9 protein-coding genes and 5 pseudogenes are annotated in these 13,987 nt (G+C 64.5%); 5 read left to right on the forward strand and 9 right to left on the reverse strand.

The annotated features are described in order from the left end of the window. Window positions 1–62: 62 nt before the first annotated feature. From ACVWYI_RS25005 to ACVWYI_RS25015, 3 genes and pseudogenes are all read right to left on the reverse strand, one after another. On the reverse strand, window positions 63–323 hold the full coding sequence (locus ACVWYI_RS25005; protein ID WP_007603059.1) for an EscU/YscU/HrcU family type III secretion system export apparatus switch protein: 261 nt from the start codon (window positions 321–323) through the stop codon (window positions 63–65). Then, complete coding sequence (gene fliK / locus ACVWYI_RS25010; RefSeq protein WP_456663470.1) at window positions 320–1,924, reverse strand: flagellar hook-length control protein FliK; 1,605 nt, start codon at window positions 1,922–1,924, stop codon at window positions 320–322. Before fliK ends, ACVWYI_RS25005 begins: the two co-directional genes overlap by 4 nt. A 58-nt stretch (window positions 1,925–1,982) precedes the next feature. Continuing rightward, window positions 1,983–2,779 (reverse strand): annotated as a pseudogene (locus ACVWYI_RS25015) (ATP12 family chaperone protein). 74 nt (window positions 2,780–2,853) lie between these two features. Between ACVWYI_RS25015 and ACVWYI_RS25020 the strand changes: the two are divergent. The 3 genes and pseudogenes from ACVWYI_RS25020 to ACVWYI_RS25030 form a co-directional block, all read left to right on the forward strand. Further along, window positions 2,854–3,135: pseudogene (locus tag ACVWYI_RS25020) on the forward strand (hypothetical protein); the annotation flags it as partial. 310 nt (window positions 3,136–3,445) lie between these two features. After that, entirely contained in the window at window positions 3,446–4,207 is a 762-nt protein-coding gene (locus ACVWYI_RS25025; RefSeq protein WP_456663471.1) for a hypothetical protein, read from the forward strand. Between the two features lie 151 nt (window positions 4,208–4,358). Then, window positions 4,359–4,682 carry a hypothetical protein gene (locus ACVWYI_RS25030; RefSeq protein ID WP_456663472.1) on the forward strand — a complete coding sequence of 108 codons (324 nt, stop codon included), beginning with the start codon at window positions 4,359–4,361 and terminating at the stop codon, window positions 4,680–4,682. Between the two features lie 253 nt (window positions 4,683–4,935). Here the strand turns inward: ACVWYI_RS25030 and ACVWYI_RS25035 are convergent, their stop codons facing one another. From ACVWYI_RS25035 to ACVWYI_RS25045, 3 genes and pseudogenes are all read right to left on the reverse strand, one after another. Beyond that, entirely contained in the window at window positions 4,936–6,150 is a 1,215-nt protein-coding gene (locus ACVWYI_RS25035; protein WP_456663473.1) for an RluA family pseudouridine synthase, read from the reverse strand. 56 nt (window positions 6,151–6,206) lie between these two features. Next, window positions 6,207–7,539 (reverse strand): annotated as a pseudogene (locus ACVWYI_RS25040) (replication-associated recombination protein A). After that, the gene (locus ACVWYI_RS25045) at window positions 7,536–8,942 is read right to left on the reverse strand and encodes a DegQ family serine endoprotease (RefSeq protein ID WP_247341200.1); all 1,407 of its coding nucleotides are present in this window, start codon (window positions 8,940–8,942) and stop codon (window positions 7,536–7,538) included. Before ACVWYI_RS25045 ends, ACVWYI_RS25040 begins: the two are co-directional and overlap by 4 nt. A 310-nt stretch (window positions 8,943–9,252) precedes the next feature. Here ACVWYI_RS25045 and ACVWYI_RS25050 point away from each other — a divergent pair. Then, window positions 9,253–10,867: pseudogene (locus ACVWYI_RS25050) on the forward strand (OprO/OprP family phosphate-selective porin). 41 nt (window positions 10,868–10,908) lie between these two features. Here the strand turns inward: ACVWYI_RS25050 and ACVWYI_RS25055 are convergent. Then, complete coding sequence (locus ACVWYI_RS25055; RefSeq protein WP_354104159.1) at window positions 10,909–11,286, reverse strand: winged helix-turn-helix transcriptional regulator; 378 nt, start codon at window positions 11,284–11,286, stop codon at window positions 10,909–10,911. Between the two features lie 121 nt (window positions 11,287–11,407). Here ACVWYI_RS25055 and ACVWYI_RS25060 point away from each other — a divergent pair, with 121 nt between their 5' ends. Then, entirely contained in the window at window positions 11,408–12,421 is a 1,014-nt protein-coding gene (locus ACVWYI_RS25060; RefSeq protein WP_456663474.1) for a zinc-binding alcohol dehydrogenase family protein, read from the forward strand. Window positions 12,422–12,521: 100 nt separating this feature from the next. On the opposite strand, the pseudogene ACVWYI_RS25065 reads toward ACVWYI_RS25060, so the two are convergent. Continuing rightward, window positions 12,522–13,311, reverse strand: a pseudogene (locus ACVWYI_RS25065) (SDR family NAD(P)-dependent oxidoreductase). Window positions 13,312–13,524: 213 nt separating this feature from the next. Further along, entirely contained in the window at window positions 13,525–13,941 is a 417-nt protein-coding gene (rplQ, locus tag ACVWYI_RS25070; RefSeq protein ID WP_007603047.1) for a 50S ribosomal protein L17, read from the reverse strand. Between the last annotated feature and the right edge of the window lie 46 nt (window positions 13,942–13,987).

Consider the following 13,987-nt stretch of genomic DNA (forward strand, 5'->3'; position numbering starts at 1 on the left):
ATCTCTTCGGAAAACCGCTGCACACTTTGCGCTAACGCGGCCCTTCGGGTCCGGATCATGCTCTACCGCCTGCCCGACAGCCGCAGCACGAATACCAGCACTTCGGCGACGGCCTTGTAGAGATCGGGCGGGATCTCCTCGCCGAGTTCGACCTTGGACAGCGCGCCAGCCAAGATCTCGTTCTCCTCGATCGGTATGTCGTTGGCCTTGGCGATCTCGACGATCTTTTCGCCGATCGTGCCCTTGCCCTTGGCGACGACGACCGGCGCGTTGCTGCCCTTCTCGTAATGTAGCGCAATCGCAAGCTTCGACGGGTCGCTCATGTGGCGCGATCCAGGAAGTGGCCGGCGCGGGCCGGTGCGGGCTGTGGCGGGGTACCATCGCGGACCAGGATGTCGCCGGGCTTGAGCTCGGCCCTGGTCATGGCCTGGTTGAGCTCGCCGATTCCTGCGCGGAGCTGCTGCGCCGTCGTCGGCCGCTCCGCCCACATCCGCACGAAAGTCTTGTCGCCGTTGAGCGTAATCAGAGCATGCACGGGACCGGCCGGCTCGACATTGAGCGTGAAGCGCGCGCGCCATGCGCGCTTGGCGGGATCGGCGGATTCATTGCCGCCGTCGCGCGAGATTTCGAACTGCGCCATTGCGGTGCCCTGCGGCGTTGCGAAGGGAATCTCGAAATTCCACTGCGGCACGCTCGGATCGATCCTGTGACCGCTGGCGTCAATGCGATCAGGGAGCGAAGCAACCTGGAGCAAGGTCTGGCGCGCGATCGCAGCATCGGTGTCGTCGAGCAGCCGATGCACGGTCGCAGCGAGCGGCGTATCCGGTGCGAGTGATGGCGAGGCAATGGATTGCGGCGACGGCAACGCGCCGCGAACCGGCGGCGGCGTCGCGCGCGAGGCGGCTTCGAAAACATGTCCGTCAGGCACGACCTTGTTTGAGCCCGGCACGTTGCCGGTCATGCGCGGCAGGCTCTGCGTGATCTCCTGCAGGAGGCTCGCGGCAAGGCCTGCGGTCATGGTTCGTGGCATCGCGGTCTGCGGAGAGTTGCCGGCGATGTCGGCCAGTATGGTAGCCGCAAGATTGGCGCTGCGCGGCGGTTGGGCGATGTCGGGTTCGGTTGACGGCAATGCGGTCGGCGCGGCCTCACCTGCTGCCGGAGCCGGAGCGACAGCGGCCTCCGGTGTCCCCGGGGTGCCAGCAAGAGTCGCGGCACCCTGTGGGGTCGCGGTATCGAGCGTCGTCAGCGTCTGTCGCAGCACCAGCAATGCCGCCTTCAGGTCGGGCATCGTGCCAGAGGACGGCGTCGCGCCGGAGGCCAGCGAGGCCTCGAGGAACAGGCCGGACTTCTGGAAGGCGGATTCGATGTCGCCGCCATCGAGCCCGGTGTCGAGCGGCGTCTGCTGCGCCAGCACGCCCAGCACCGCCTGCTTCAGCCCTCCCGGCAGATCGCTGCCCGTGACGACCGCTGCCAGATTGGCGAACAGCGGCGCCTGACTGCCCTGCTTGGTAACGGCCTCGGCCGAGGCCGTTGTGACGGCGACCTGTTCGGACGAGCTCAGGGTATTGCGGGCCGCGCCCGCCGACGGCACCAGCGACGGGCTGTCCACCAGCGAGGCCGCAGCCGGCGTCAGCGTGACCTGATCGGCCGCCGCCTCGCCTGCCCCGCCCATAATGGCGAGCCGGATGGTGCCGTCGTTCTGCGACACCGCGAGCTGGAGATTTTGTCCGGGCGATAGCGCCACCTCGGACATTACATCCATCGAGAGGTTGGCGATCGCGATCCGCACCAGATTGGCGGCGAGCACGCTGACGACTTTTGCGTCCACTACGCTGCCGGCCTGCAGCACAAGATCAGGCGTCGCCGCATCAGCAACAGGGCTGGCAGCACTGACGGGAACAATCGAGCTTATCGGAGTCGGCATCGCGAGGGGCCCGGGGGAACGCTCGCCCCACCCTAAGGCCGCCCTCGTAAACCTCTCGTTAAGGACCTTCGGCCGCGGACGGGTTCACCGCGGCCAAAACCGCCACGGCAGCCTCGAAATCCCGCAGGCGGGCGACCCGGCGGCCCGCCGCCTCCTCGTCCGCGCCCCATTTCTCGGCGTTCCAGTCCTCGTCGACATGAGCGGCCGCCCAGACCTGGCCGGTATCGCGCATGCCGTGGGCCAGCGCCAGCGCCAGCAGCGCCGAGCCGGTCAGGGTCGTCACCACATGGAGCGCCGCGACCGACCAGGCATCCCGCGGCAGCGCAGCGCGCGCGGCCTGGACCGCCTCGTCCGGCTGCTTCACATGCATGATGCCCTCGGACAGGATGAAATGCGCGCCCAACGCCTCCGCGGCCCAGAACAGCACGGGGTCCCAATGCGCGGCCTCGCGGGCAACCAGCCCCTCCGGATCGCCGGCGCGATAGAACAGCAGGTCAGTCTGAAGGTATTTCGCGAGATCATCGCTGACGAGATCGACGCGATCCACGACGCCCTCGACCACGCTGTTGGCGATCCGGGTCAGCGGCATGGTCATGGGACTGATCGTCTCGCCCTGAGCCGCCCATTCTGCGGCGACCGCATCGGCCAGCGCGCGCGCGACGGGATCACGACCTGGCGGCCGGACGGCGTACGGATCGGCTTGCCGTCAAGCGTGATGGCGAAGCCGCCTTCGGCATCAGCAACGCCCGCGTCCTTGTAGAAGCGCTTGCGCTGCGGCGCGCGCGCGGCCTGGCGGACCGATTCCTGCGGATCAAGCGGGGGTCGCCCCGCAGCTTCATCGAACAATTCGCGCATCTCGTTTTCGGTCCCGATCACTCAGTGCTAGGCTTGTAAGGTAAGACCGGCCGCCGATAAAGCGAGCGGGAGGTATGAGGGAACTTGCGGGCATTGTGTCTCTGCTCGCCGGGTTTTGGCAGGCCACGGCGGAGGCCGGCTTTCGGACTCCGGAATCGGTGGTCCGCAACGTCTACGCTCATTACGGCCAGGCGCGACGGAGCGTTCGAAAGGCCTGCCACGGGATGCCGCCACCGCCCCGCAATTCTTCGACCTCCTTATGCAACGTGTGGTCCATGCCGCGGGTCGAGCCCTACGATTTCCTGGTGCAGAGCCCGAGCTGGAAGCTCGGCCCCGTCGCGATCGCGATCATTCGCAGCGGGTGCGTCTGCATATCCCGGCATGGTTACACACAAGAAGAGATTGCCTCCGCCGAAGGTCCCGGCCAAGCGTCGCCCGTTCTATCTGCGGGAATGGCGAAAGTTCATGGGGACCAAGGCCGTTGATCCGGCCGAGGCAATAGACGTTGAGCGCGAGAGCCACTATGGGCTGAAAAGAACTGGTGGACAATCAATGCCGGTGAGCTTCACTTGATAGCGGCCACAATCGGTGTCAAACCAAGCCAGTTTTGGTTTCCTGCACCATCTAATGGGCAAGAACGAGTCAGCTTGGATGATTTGCTAGAGGATGCACCAGAAGACATCCAGCGAGTGGCTATTGCAGCCGTTAGAGGAATGGTCGGGAAATAAGCAGCCCGTTACGTCCGTTCTGCTGGGCATTTTGGTGTGCTCCGGCACCATCATGATCCTCTTGCACGGGATCGGTTTCGGATCGTGGTCAAGCGCCGCCGTACTCATTTGCCCGATCGCTGGTCTTGTCGCCATGGGGCGCTTCCGAAACACGATCTGGGATTCAGTTTTCGTCCTGTTTTTGCTGTGCATCGGCATCTCTACCGCGGTCAACGGTCCGGGCCCCCTGAAAGAGGAAGCCCTACTTTTCCTCAGCTTGGTGTCTTATCCCGCGGCTCGCTTATCTGGCACGACCGGGCGGGCATTTTTCGTGGTGCTTGGTCTGGTCGGGCTCCTCGGCCTGGCGTGCGTCGTAGCAGCGCTGCAAGATCAATGGAGCGACCTCCATGGGAAGCCACTGGTTTTCGGCAGCTTTGACGCTGCTCCAGCGCAGATTTCCGTTTGCTTCTCGCTTCTGCTGGCTGGTCTCGTCGCCTCCCACGTCAAGCGCTTATGGCTGATTATCGGATACATACTTGCCGGCGTGGCATTTGCGATCTTGGCGGCGTCACTCCTGCGCTTTTCGTTTGTGGCGCTGCTGTGCACATTAGTCTGCGAAGCTGCTGTTTCTCGCCGCACCCGGGCTAAGGCGCTCATCGCCGTCTTGGTGGTTTCAACCTCTTGGGCCGCCTGGTTACTATACTCGCGTCGCGACCGCTGAGCGCCTGGCCGTCGCCATATCGGCATCCCCTCCTGTTGAGGCCGGCCCTCCGGGTGAGGCTAGCCCTCCTGCGGAGGCCCGCGCCTCTGCGCCGTGCAGCGATCTAAATCAATATAATTCTGTCCTGCTACGAAAGAAGCTTATCAGCGACGTGGCTGGCGCCCTACCTCGCGCGGGGATCTTCGGTCACGGCCTTTCGAGCTTCACCCAGATGACGTGCTCGGGTCTGGAAGCCCATCTCAGCCTGGCGCAGCTTGTCATCGAGTTTGGCTGGCCGGCCGGCGTGCTGCTTCTGTGTGTAGTGCTTGGAACGCTTGCCAAGGCCGCCCGTCTGAAACGAGCCGAGGCCCGATTTGCCTTTATGGGCTTCCTTTTCGTGGCGACGCTAAGCTTTGCTCATGGCGATTTGGCGCGAGACGGACTGGTTTTCCTGTTCTTGGGCTACCTAGTGCGAATCTCGGAGCCGCAACCGTAGCGTCTTTTCATTCGCCCTACCGAAAATATGACTGTAACGGTCACTTTGTCGGTGACGAGTGTATCAGTAGCGGTTGTGCTGCCTCTTGGCGGGATGGTGGTCTCCAAGAGGAATTCTCAGGACCCCATTCTTTGTAGTCGGCAACGTTGTCGCGATGTTTCGTCGTCGGGATCCCGCAGTGGCGTCTGACCAGCTTCGTAAGATGATAAGAATGAACCTAGCCCGCCAACTTGCGAGCCGATAGGAAACTCAACTACTCTTCAGGCGCGTTCTCGATCGGATCAAATCTGGTTGCATCGAGCCCGAGCAAATTCCACGACTGCTGCATGTGCTGCGGCAATGGCGCGGTGGCGTCGATCACGCCGCCGCGCGGATGCGGAATGACGATACGGCGCGCCAGCAGATGCAGCCGGTTTTGCAGGCCGCCCGGCAGTTGCCAGTTCTCGATGTTGAAATATTTGGGATCGCCGACGATGGGGTGGCCGATATGTTCCATGTGGGCGCGCAGCTGGTGGGTGCGCCCCGTCACCGGCTTCAGCGACACCCAGGTCAGCTTGTTGCCGGCAGTCTCGACCACCGCATAGTATGTCACCGCGTGGCTTGCGCCCTCGTCGCCATGCTGGGCGATGCGCATGATGGTGTCGTCCTCGCTTTCTTCCTTCGCAAGGAAGGTAGAGATGCGGCCCTGCTTCGGCTTCGGCAGGCCCGGCACCAGCGCCCAATAGGTCTTTCGCGCCGACCGCGAACGAAATGCGCCGGTCAGATGCGAGGCGGCAAAGCGCGTCTTCGCGACCAGGAGGCAGCCCGACGTCTCCCTGTCGATGCGGTGCACGAGGCGCGGCTTCTGGCCCTTGGAATCGCGCATCACCTCGAGCATCTGGTCGATGTGCCGCGTCATGCCCGAGCCGCCCTGCACGGCGAGGCCGGCCGGCTTGTTCAGGACGAGAACGTCGTCGTCCTCGTAGATCGTCATTTCCTTCAACGCAGCAAGCGTCTTTTGCGCTGCCTCCGACTGCGGATTGGGCGCCTTCGGCGTGTCGAGCTTCAGCGGCGGAATGCGGACGCTCTGGCCCTCCTCCAGCCGGTCCTTGCTGTCGACACGCTTGCCGTCGACCCGCAGCTCACCTTTGCGGACGACGCGTTGGATGTGGGAGAACGACAGGCCGGGAAAGCGCGCTTCGAGGAAACGATCGACGCGCATGTTGTTCTCGTCGGCCGCAACCTTGACGGTCTCCACCTTGGTCGGCAGCAGCGCCTCGACGGGCTTTGCTGGCGCGGACGTTTCCAGCGCAGGTTCCGACACACGCCGCTCAGTGCGCTCGGCCGCAAAGCGCGGTGGCTTCGCGCCGGGCTTGCCGCCCGGCCGCGGCCCAGCTGTCTTCGCGCTGCGCGCCTTGAACGGGCGTGTTTCCTTGCGCTCATCGCGCGAACGGGGCTTTGGATCGGTTCTTTTGATGCGGCGGCTCATGGTGCCTGCCTAGCCCAAAAGTGCCCTTTCGTCACGACGAAATGGCGCTTCTGGCCTCAGCCACCCCGCTCCTTCCGCAACTTGGCCCAATAATCCAGCCGCTTGCGGATCTCGCGTTCAAAACCGCGCTCGGGCGGGTCGTAGAAGGTCTGGCGGCCCAGGGCTTCCGGAAAGTAGTCCTGGCCGGAGAACGCGTCCGGGGTGTCGTGGTCGTATTCGTAAGATGCGCCGTAGCCTTCCGACTTCATCAGCTTGGTCGGGGAATTCAGGATATGTTTCGGCGGCAGCAGCGAGCCGGCCTGCTTTGCGACCTGCATCGCCGTGCCGAAGGCGGTGTAGACGGCGTTCGATTTCGGCGCGGTGGCGAGATAGACCACGGCCTGCGCGATGGCGAGCTCGCCCTCGGGATGGCCGAGGAAGTCGAAGGCATCCTTTGGCGGCATTAGCAATGACGAGCGCCTGCGGATCGGCAAGGCCGATGTCCTCGACCGCCATGCGCACGACGCGACGGGCCAGGAACAGCGGGTCCTCGCCGGCATCGAGCATGCGTGCGAGATAATACAGCGCGGCATCGGGATCGGAGCCCCGTACCGACTTATGCAGCGCCGAGATCAAATTGTAATGGCCATCGGCCGACTTGTCGTAGATGGGCGCGCGACGCTGCAAAATCTCCTGCAACTGCGTGGCGTCGAAAACCTCGTCCTTGCGCGCAGCGCGCCAGACTTCCTCGACGAGCGTCAGCGACGCACGGCCGTCGCCATCGGCCATGCGAACCAGCACGGCGCGCGCTTCCTCGTCGAGCGGCAGCTTGCGGCCCTCGACCTCCTCGGCATGCGCGAACAGCTTTTCGATCGCGGCCGCATCGAGCGAGCGAAACACCAGCACGCGCGCCCGGGACAGAAGCGCCGCGTTGAGCTCGAAGGACGGGTTTTCGGTAGTGGCGCCGACCATCACCACCGTGCCGTCTTCCATGACGGGCAGAAACGAATCCTGCTGGGCGCGGTTGAAACGATGCACCTCGTCGACGAACAGCAACGTGCCCTTGCCCATCTCGCGGCGGGCACGCGCGGCCTCAAAGGCTTTCTTCAAATCGGCGACGCCGGAGAACACCGCGGAGATCTGCTCGAAATGCAAATCGGTGGCGTCCGCGAGCAGCCGCGCTACCGTGGTCTTGCCGGTGCCGGGCGGGCCCCAGAATACCAGCGACCCCAGCGTGCGCGTCTCCAGCATGCGCGTCAGCGCGCCGTCGGGACCCAGGATGTGATCCTGGCCGACGACCTCCGAGAGCGCGCGCGGCCGCAGCCGATCCGGCAGCGGATGCGGAGCCTCGTGATCGAGCCCCGCCGCGGCAAAGAGAGTTGGCGTCTCCTGTGGTCGCTTCGGACTCATCCGCCCAGCGTGACGTTGATTTGCTGCCCGCCCCGCACCAGCGTGATGCGCCAGATGCGCTGGCGCTCGGCCGCGGCCTTTTCGAGGTCGCTGGTCTTGCTGATCTTCTGGTTGTTGACCGCCAGGATCACGTCGCCCTTCTGGAAGCCGACATTCGCGGCCGCGCTGTCGCCGCCGAGATCGGTGACCACGACGCCTTCGGTGTCGGCGTCCAGATGCAGCTCGTCGGCGAGCGCCGGGGTGATGGTCGAGACCTTCGCGCCCTGGAGAGGCGAGCGCGCGGTGATGACGAGCTCGTTGCGGCCGGTATCGGGCGCGGCGTCCAGCGCGACCGTCAGCCTGACCGGCTTGCCGCCGCGCTGCACGTCGATCTGCGCCGTGCCGCCGAGCGGCCGTGTGGCGAAGCGATAGTCGAAGGCGTTGGGATCATCCACGGTCTGGCCGTCGATGGAGACGATCAGGTCGGAGGATTTTAGCCCGGCCTTGGCCGCCGGTCCGTTCGGAACGACGCTTGCGACCAGCGCGCCGGTGGGCGAACGCAGGCCGAGGCTTTCGGCGATCTCGGGCGTCACCGCCTGCAATTTCGCGCCAAGCCACGGCCGCTTCACCGCCTTGCCGCCGCCCTTGGCGGAGGCGACGACGACGCGCACCATGTTGGCGGGGATTGCGAAGCCGATGCCCTGCGAGCCGCCGGAGCGCGAATAGATCGCGGTGTTGATGCCCGCGAGCCTGCCGTTCATGTCGACCAACGCGCCGCCGGAATTGCCGGGATTGATCGCCGCGTCGGTCTGGATGAAGAACTGGTAGTCGGTGATACCGACCTGCGTACGCGCCAGCGCCGAGATGATGCCGTGAGTCACGGTCTGGCCGACGCCAAAGGGATTGCCGATGGCCATCACGACGTCGCCCACCATCAGCTCGTCCGAATTGGTGAATTCGAGAGCCGGAAACTTCTCTTTGGTGTCCTTCAGACGCAACACCGCGAGATCGCTGCGAGAGTCCTTCAGCACGATCTCGGCCTCGAACTCACGCTTGTCCGACAGCGACACCTTGACCTGGTCGGCGCCTTCGATGACATGGACGTTGGTGACGACGAGCCCGGACGCATCGACGATCACGCCCGAACCAAGTGAGCGCTGCACCTGCTCCTGCTGCTGGCCGGGCGCGCCGAAGAAGCGGCGGAAAATCGGATCGTCGAGCAGCGGGTTGCGGTTCTGCACTACCTTGGCGGCATAGACGTTGACGACCGCCGGCTGCACCCGCTGCACGATCGGCGCATAGGACAGCCGCAGTTCGGCGGGCGAGGACGGGACACGGCGGTCCTGCGCGGCGGCCGGATTGAAGTTGGCCGAAAAGGCTATGCACAGTGCCGTGACGACGGCGGCCCAGGTCGATCGAAACATTCCTACCTCTCGGAAAAGACGCCGGAATATAGGCGCGTTCGCCCGCTAATAGAAGGGTGCCCGGCGGCATATTCAGCCCCCTTTTGGTGTGTCCGGCCTGCAAGCCCTGCGTGCGAAATAGCAATTTGCCGGGGCTGTGGATTGGCATGATGCACGTCATCTTGCATGGTGGTGCAAGGCGGATTCGGTTGCGGCGAATTTACATCAGTGGGAACCGCGCAACCGGGCGCAGAGTCGCGGGGCAGTCATCGATCATACCTAGGCTCTCCGTTGCGACTTGAGGAAGTTCGTCAACCGATGGAGTCATGACGTGAGCAGGATCAGAATTGCAGCCACGGCGATCGGTCTCGCCGGCGCGCTGGCGGCCTCGCAGGCCCAGGCCCAATCGGCGAGCAGCAGCGATCAGGAGATCGCGCTCCTGAAGCAGCAGTTGAAGATGCTGGAGCAGAAGCTCGACAAGCTCCAGAGCCAGACCGCCGCGAACACCGCGGCTGCGGCCAAGGCCAGGACCGAAGCGAAGGCGGAGGCGAAAGCCGAAGCGCGTTCCGAAGCGAAGGCCGTCGTTGCCAATGCCAACGCGGCGATCCCGCTCAAGGGACCGGCGCCAGCGTCCGGCGTCGTGGTGACGATGCCGAATAACCGGGCCGACCATCTGCACCGCCGATGGGGCGAACTGTGTGGGGATCACCGGCCGCGTGCATTGGGATGTCGGAGGCTATGACTATCGGCCCAACACGGCGGCGACCGTGCCGCAAAAGCTCGACAGCGGCGAGAACGTCCGTCGCGCGCGCATCGGTCTCGCCGGCAAATTCTTCAACGACTGGAATTTCGCGCTGGTCTACGACTTCGGCGGTTCCTCCGACGGATTTGGCGGCTCTGCGCCCGGCTCGCTACCCGGCGGCGGCGTCTCAGGCGTCGAGAACGCCTATCTCAGTTACACCGGCTTGAAACCGTTCGGCGGCAAGATGGCCATCGAAGGCGGCATCATGGACCTGCCCTACACCCTCGATGAGGCCACGAGCTCCAACGACATCATGTTCATGGAGCGCGCCTCAGCGGGCATCGTCGCGACCAGCATCGCTGCGGGCGACTTCCGCTCCGCCGTCGGCACACGCTGGTACAACGACCAGCTCTGGATCGGCGGCTATGTCACGGGACCCTCGACCGGTGCGATCCATTCCGCGTCCAGCGTGGCACCGAACGGTGCCTCCGAGCAGTATGGCGCCGTCGCCCGCGTTGCCGGCCAGGTCGTCAGCGGCAAGGATTACTCGCTCCATCTCGGCGGAAACGCCGAATGGCTGATCCAGCCGCCGCGCAACATGGTGACGGGTGCGCAGACGGTCACGCTCAGCGACCGCCCGGAACTGCGCATCGATCCGACGGCACTGGCTACCACCGGCGCGATCGCCAATGCCTCCGGCGCGCAGGTCTACAGCGTCGAAGCGGCCGCCACCTACGGACCGCTGATCCTGCAGGGCGAGTATTTCTGGTACAACATCGACCGCAGCGCCAATACCGGCCTGCCGCCGCTGGGTGCGCCGAGCCTCAAATTCCAGGGCGGCTATGCACAGGCCGGCTACGTGCTGACGGGCGAGGGCCGCAGCTACAACGCGGCGAACGCGGCCTATGGCGGCGTCAAGCCGGCGCACCCGTTCTCGCTCGATGGCGGCGGCTGGGGCGCATGGGAAATCGCGGGGCGCTTCTCGACGATCGACCTCAACGACCAGTTCGGAACGGCCACCGGCATCGCAGGCGGCCGGCAGACCGTCTACACGGCGGCCCTGAACTGGTACGTCAACGGCAACGTTCGCTTCATGCTCGACTATCTGCATGGCACGGTATCGAAACAGGCCTCACCGGTCTCGGCCGCCGATGTCGGCTCGAAGTTCGACGCTGTCGCGATGCGAACCCAGTTCGCGTTCTGAGATGATCTCTGCCGGGAGCGGCACCGTCCGCTCCCGGAAATCTACGCGGCGCGCTTCGGTTTCTTCACGACGACCGGCGCCGGCGCGCAGGACAGCCGCTGCTGATGGCTCTCGCCCCAGGCCTTCAGGATGTCGATCACGGGCTTGAGGCTCTCGCCGAGATCGGAGAGAGAATATTCCACGCGCGGCGGCACCTCTGCGTAGACCTTGCGAATGACGAGCTTGTCCTCCTCCAGCGCACGAAGCTGCTTGGTCAGCATGCGCTGGGTGATGCCGGGCACCCGGCGGCGTAATTCGCCGAAACGCTGGGTGCCGTCTTGGAGGTGGTAGAGGATCACGCCCTTCCACTTGCCGTCGATGAGATCGAGCGTCGCCTCGACCGAGCATCCGGGACGACGGGCGAAGTCGCGCCGCTTCATGTGTGTTTTCCCAATAGTATCCAAACAGGGACTATATCCCCGAATTTACAGTACTTGCCAAATTAGAGCCAGAGCGACAGTTAGGACGGCAGGCGAGCACGCCATCTGATGGAGACAAGCCATGAAGGCCGTCGGCTACAAAAAGTCGCTTCCGATCGAGGATCGGGACGCGCTGATCGATTTCGAGATCGCCAAGCCCGAGCCCAGAGGACGCGACATCCGCGTGGCCGTGAAGGCGATCTCGGCCAATCCGGTCGATTACAAGGTGCGCAAGCGCGCCGCCCCGCCCGAGGGCGAGACGAAGATTCTGGGCTATGACGCGGCCGGCGTGGTCGACGCCGTCGGTCCCGACGTCACGCTGTTCAAGCCGGGCGACGAGGTGTTTTACGCCGGCTCGATCCTGCGCCAGGGCACCAACTCCGAATTCCATCTGGTCGACGAGCGTATCGTCGGCAACAAGCCGAAAAGCCTGTCGTTCGCGCAAGCCGCCGCCCTTCCCCTCACCTCCATCACCGCCTGGGAGCTGTTGTTCGATCGGCTCGGTGCGGTGCCCGGCAAGAGTGTCGATCCGCGCACGCTGCTGATCACGGGCGGCGCCGGCGGCGTCGGCTCGATCCTGATCCAGCTCGCCCGCCGCCTCACCGGGCTGACGGTGGTCGCGACCGCGACGCGGCCCGAATCGCAAAAATGGTGCCTCGATCTCGGCGCGCATGCGGTGATCGACCACGGCCAGCCAATGAAGGAGCAGATCGAGAAGCTGAAGCTGCCGCCGGTCGCGCTGGTCGCGAGCCTCACCTTCACCGACCAGCACTACAAGGCGATCGCGGACGTGATGGCACCACAGGGCAAGTTCGGCCTGATCGACGATCCCCCGGAATTCAGCGTGAGCGCGTTCAAGGGCAAGGCGATCTCGGTGCACTGGGAATCGATGTTCACGCGCTCCTCGTTCCAGACCGCCGACATGATCGCGCAGCATCATCTGCTGGGCGATGTCGCCGACCTCATCTACAAGGGCGTGCTGCGCACCACGCTCGACCAGACCTTTGGCACGATCAACGCCGCCAACCTCAAGCGCGCGCATGCGCTGCTCGAGAGCGGCAAGTCGCGCGGCAAGATCGTGCTGGAGGGGTGGTAGATAATGCTGCGTAGGGTGGTTAGCCTTGCGACTGCGCGAAGCACAGTTCGCACGGCGCAACCCACCCTGCGATTCCGCGCTTGACGCTGCACTGCAGCCTTTACGCAATCGTGTTGACGATGCCGCCCTCGGCACGCAACGCCGCGCCGTTGGTCGCGGAGGCTTTCCTTCGAAGCCGCATAAACCACCATGTTGGCGATTTCGTCGACGCTGGCGAAGCGCTGGAGCAGCGAGCTTGGGCGATGCTGTTTGACGAAATTGGCCGCGGCCTCGTCGAGTGACTGGCCGTTCTGCTTGGCAAGATCCTTTACAAACGTCTCGACGCCTTCAGACATGGTCGGGCCCGGCAGCACGGAATTGACGGTGACGCCGGTGCCGCGGGTTAGCTGCGCCAAGCCCCGCGCGACCGAAAGCTGGGCCGTCTTGCTCATTCCATAGTGGATCATCTCGACGGGAATGTTGAGCCCGGACTCCGAGGAGATGAAGACGACGCGGCCCCAGTTACGCCCAAGCATGCCCTTCAAATACGCGCGCGAGAGACGCACGCCGCTCATGACGTTGACCTCGAAGAAGCGGCTCCAGTCCTCGTCCGGAATGTCGAAAAAGTCTTTCGGCTCGAAGATGCCGGCGTTGTTGATGAGGATATCGACCTCAGGCAGCGCCGCCACGAGTGCCTTGCAGCCCGCAGCGGTCGAGACATCGGCGGCGATGCCGCGGACCTTCCCGCCCACAGCTTCCAGCTTGCGCACGGCCGCATCGACCTTGTCCTGGCCGCGTCCGTTAATCACGACGCTCGCACCCGAACCGGCAAGGCCCTTGGCGATGGCGTGGCCGATGCCGGCGGTCGAGCCGGTCACGAGGGCGGTCTTTCCGGAAAGGTCGATCTTCATGCGATGTCTCCATTGATGCTGACGGGGATATCGTGCGCTGCAAGGGCGGCCGCAATCGCCCCTCACCGACGCGTGAGGATTCAGTTGCGAGGCGGAAGCGTCCTGAGAAACGCGACCATGGCGTCGAAACGATGCGCAGCATGAGACGTCGCCGCGTCATAAAAAAAGCGGCGCCCAAGGGCGCCGCTTTCTGAAAACTCGCTGCCGGTCGGCTTACGCCGCCTCGGCTTCCTTTTCCTGCACCGGACCGGAGTCCTGGCCCTTGGCATCGACGTCGCGATCAACGAACTCGATCACGGCCATCGGGGCGTTGTCGCCGTAGCGGAAGCCGGCCTTGATGATACGGGTGTAGCCACCCTGGCGATCCTTGTAGCGGGGCGCGAGCGTGTCGAACAGCTTCCTGACCTGATCCTTGTCGCGCATCTCAGAGATGGCCTGGCGGCGCATGGCCAGCCCGCCCTTCTTGCCGAGAGTGATCAGCTTCTCGACGATCGGGCGCAATTCCTTCGCCTTCGGCAGCGTCGTGACGATCTGCTCGTGCTTGATCAGCGCGGCGCACATGTTGGCGAACATCGCGCGGCGATGCTCCGCGGTGCGGTTGAGCTTGCGATGAACCTTGCCGTGACGCATTTTTCTATTCCTTGAATTTCATTCGTCGCGACGGTTCGTCGGACTT

The sequence above is a fragment of the Bradyrhizobium sp. LB13.1 genome (assembly GCF_054056815.1).

Bases quoted from the DNA above. Each gene is read 5' to 3' on its own strand.
- fliK (WP_456663470.1), bottom strand. From the start codon at position 1,924: ATGCCGACTCCGATAAGCTCGATTGTTCCCGTCAGTGCTGCCAGCCCT.
- ACVWYI_RS25055 (WP_354104159.1), bottom strand. From the start codon at position 11,286: ATGAAGCGGCGCGACTTCGCCCGTCGTCCCGGATGCTCGGTCGAGGCG.
- rplQ (WP_007603047.1), bottom strand. From the start codon at position 13,941: ATGCGTCACGGCAAGGTTCATCGCAAGCTCAACCGCACCGCGGAGCAT.
- ACVWYI_RS25045 (WP_247341200.1), bottom strand. From the start codon at position 8,942: ATGTTTCGATCGACCTGGGCCGCCGTCGTCACGGCACTGTGCATAGCC.
- ACVWYI_RS25005 (WP_007603059.1), bottom strand. From the start codon at position 323: ATGAGCGACCCGTCGAAGCTTGCGATTGCGCTACATTACGAGAAGGGC.
- ACVWYI_RS25060 (WP_456663474.1), top strand. From the start codon at position 11,408: ATGAAGGCCGTCGGCTACAAAAAGTCGCTTCCGATCGAGGATCGGGAC.
- ACVWYI_RS25025 (WP_456663471.1), top strand. From the start codon at position 3,446: ATGCACCAGAAGACATCCAGCGAGTGGCTATTGCAGCCGTTAGAGGAA.
- ACVWYI_RS25035 (WP_456663473.1), bottom strand. From the start codon at position 6,150: ATGAGCCGCCGCATCAAAAGAACCGATCCAAAGCCCCGTTCGCGCGAT.